Origin of the sequence: Allobosea sp. 2RAB26 (assembly GCF_052115465.1) — a bacterium.
Lineage (GTDB): Bacteria > Pseudomonadota > Alphaproteobacteria > Rhizobiales > Beijerinckiaceae > Allobosea.
The window spans coordinates 1-1,245 of record NZ_JBFRGS010000060.1 but is presented as its reverse complement, the minus strand read 5'-3'; the positions used below and the strand labels follow the sequence as shown (position 1 = coordinate 1,245).

1 protein-coding gene is annotated in these 1,245 nt (G+C 67.5%); it reads right to left on the bottom strand.

Features of this window, described 5'->3' with window-relative positions; all coding sequences use genetic code 11:
- Positions 1-1,245 (bottom strand): calcium-binding protein (locus tag AB4118_RS33975; protein ID WP_441493894.1); only part of this gene is annotated, 1,245 nt, incomplete at both ends.

The following is a 1,245-nucleotide window of genomic DNA, read 5'->3' as shown; positions in this document are numbered from 1 at the left end:
GCCGCTGCCGCCGATCACCGCCTCGATGCTGGAGAAGCTGTCCTCGCCGATCTCGACGCTGACCGCCTTGCCCTCGACCAGATTGATGTCGATGCATTGCGTCGCCTGGGAGTAATCCAGCGTGTCGCTGCCGTTGCCGCCATCATAGCAATCGGCCGCGGCATCGAGCGTGCCGATGATCACGTCGTTGCCGGCGCCGGCCTTGACGAGATCCTCRCCGGTACCGCCATCGAGCGTATCGTCGCCCGCATCTCCKGCGATCTGGTCGTTACCAGCTCCGCCCATGACCACGTCGTCGCCGTCATCGCCCTCGAGCCGGTCGTTGCCCGCYCCGCCATCGATGACATCGTCGCCCGCGTCGCCCTCGATCCGGTCGTCACCAGCCTCGCCGAAGAGCCGGTCRTTGCCGGCATTGCCCTCGACCCGGTCGTCGCCGGCGCCGGCGAAGACGATGTCGTCATCCGCGTCGCCCTCGATCCGGTCGCGCCCATCGCCGCCGAAGACGATGTCGTCACCGGTCCCGCCATGGATCTGGTCGTCACCGGCGCCGCCCGCGAGATGATCGTCGCCGGAACCGCCGTCGAGCACATCGTCACCGTCGTCGCCGGAGAGCGTGTCGTCGCCATCCTCGCCGAAGAGCCGGTCATCGCCGCCRCCGCCGGCCGCTGCATCGTCGCCCGCGCCGAGCTGGGCCGTGTCCTGGCCGGCGCCGAACTGGACGATGTCGACATGAGCGCCACCGGTSACAACATTGTTGCCGTTGCCGGTGCGGACGCTGTTGGTGCCATCGCCGGTGAAGATCGTGTTGTCGCCTTCGCCGCCGTCGATCCAGTCGTCGCCGGCGCCGCCGTCGAGGATGTCGTCGCCGTCCTCRCCATAGACCTGRTCATTGCCGGCCCCGCCCATGACGTGATCGTCGCCGGCATCGCCATGAACTTCATCATTCCCGGCGCCGCCATCCACCGTGTCGTCGCCCTCATCGCCATGGATGACGTCGTTGCCGGCATCCCCCGCGATCTGGTCGTTGCCCTCGCCGCCAGAGATCTGGTCGTTGCCGTCACCGCCGGAGAGYTGGTCGTTGCCCTTGCCGCCGATGATGATGTCATTGCCGGCCTCGCCATAGATGATGTCGTCGCCATCCTCGCCGAAGAGCTTGTCGTCGCCGTCGCCGCCATAGATCGTGTCGTTGCCCTCGCCGCCATAGACGATGTCGTTGCCGCGGCCGGCATAGATCAGGTCATGGCC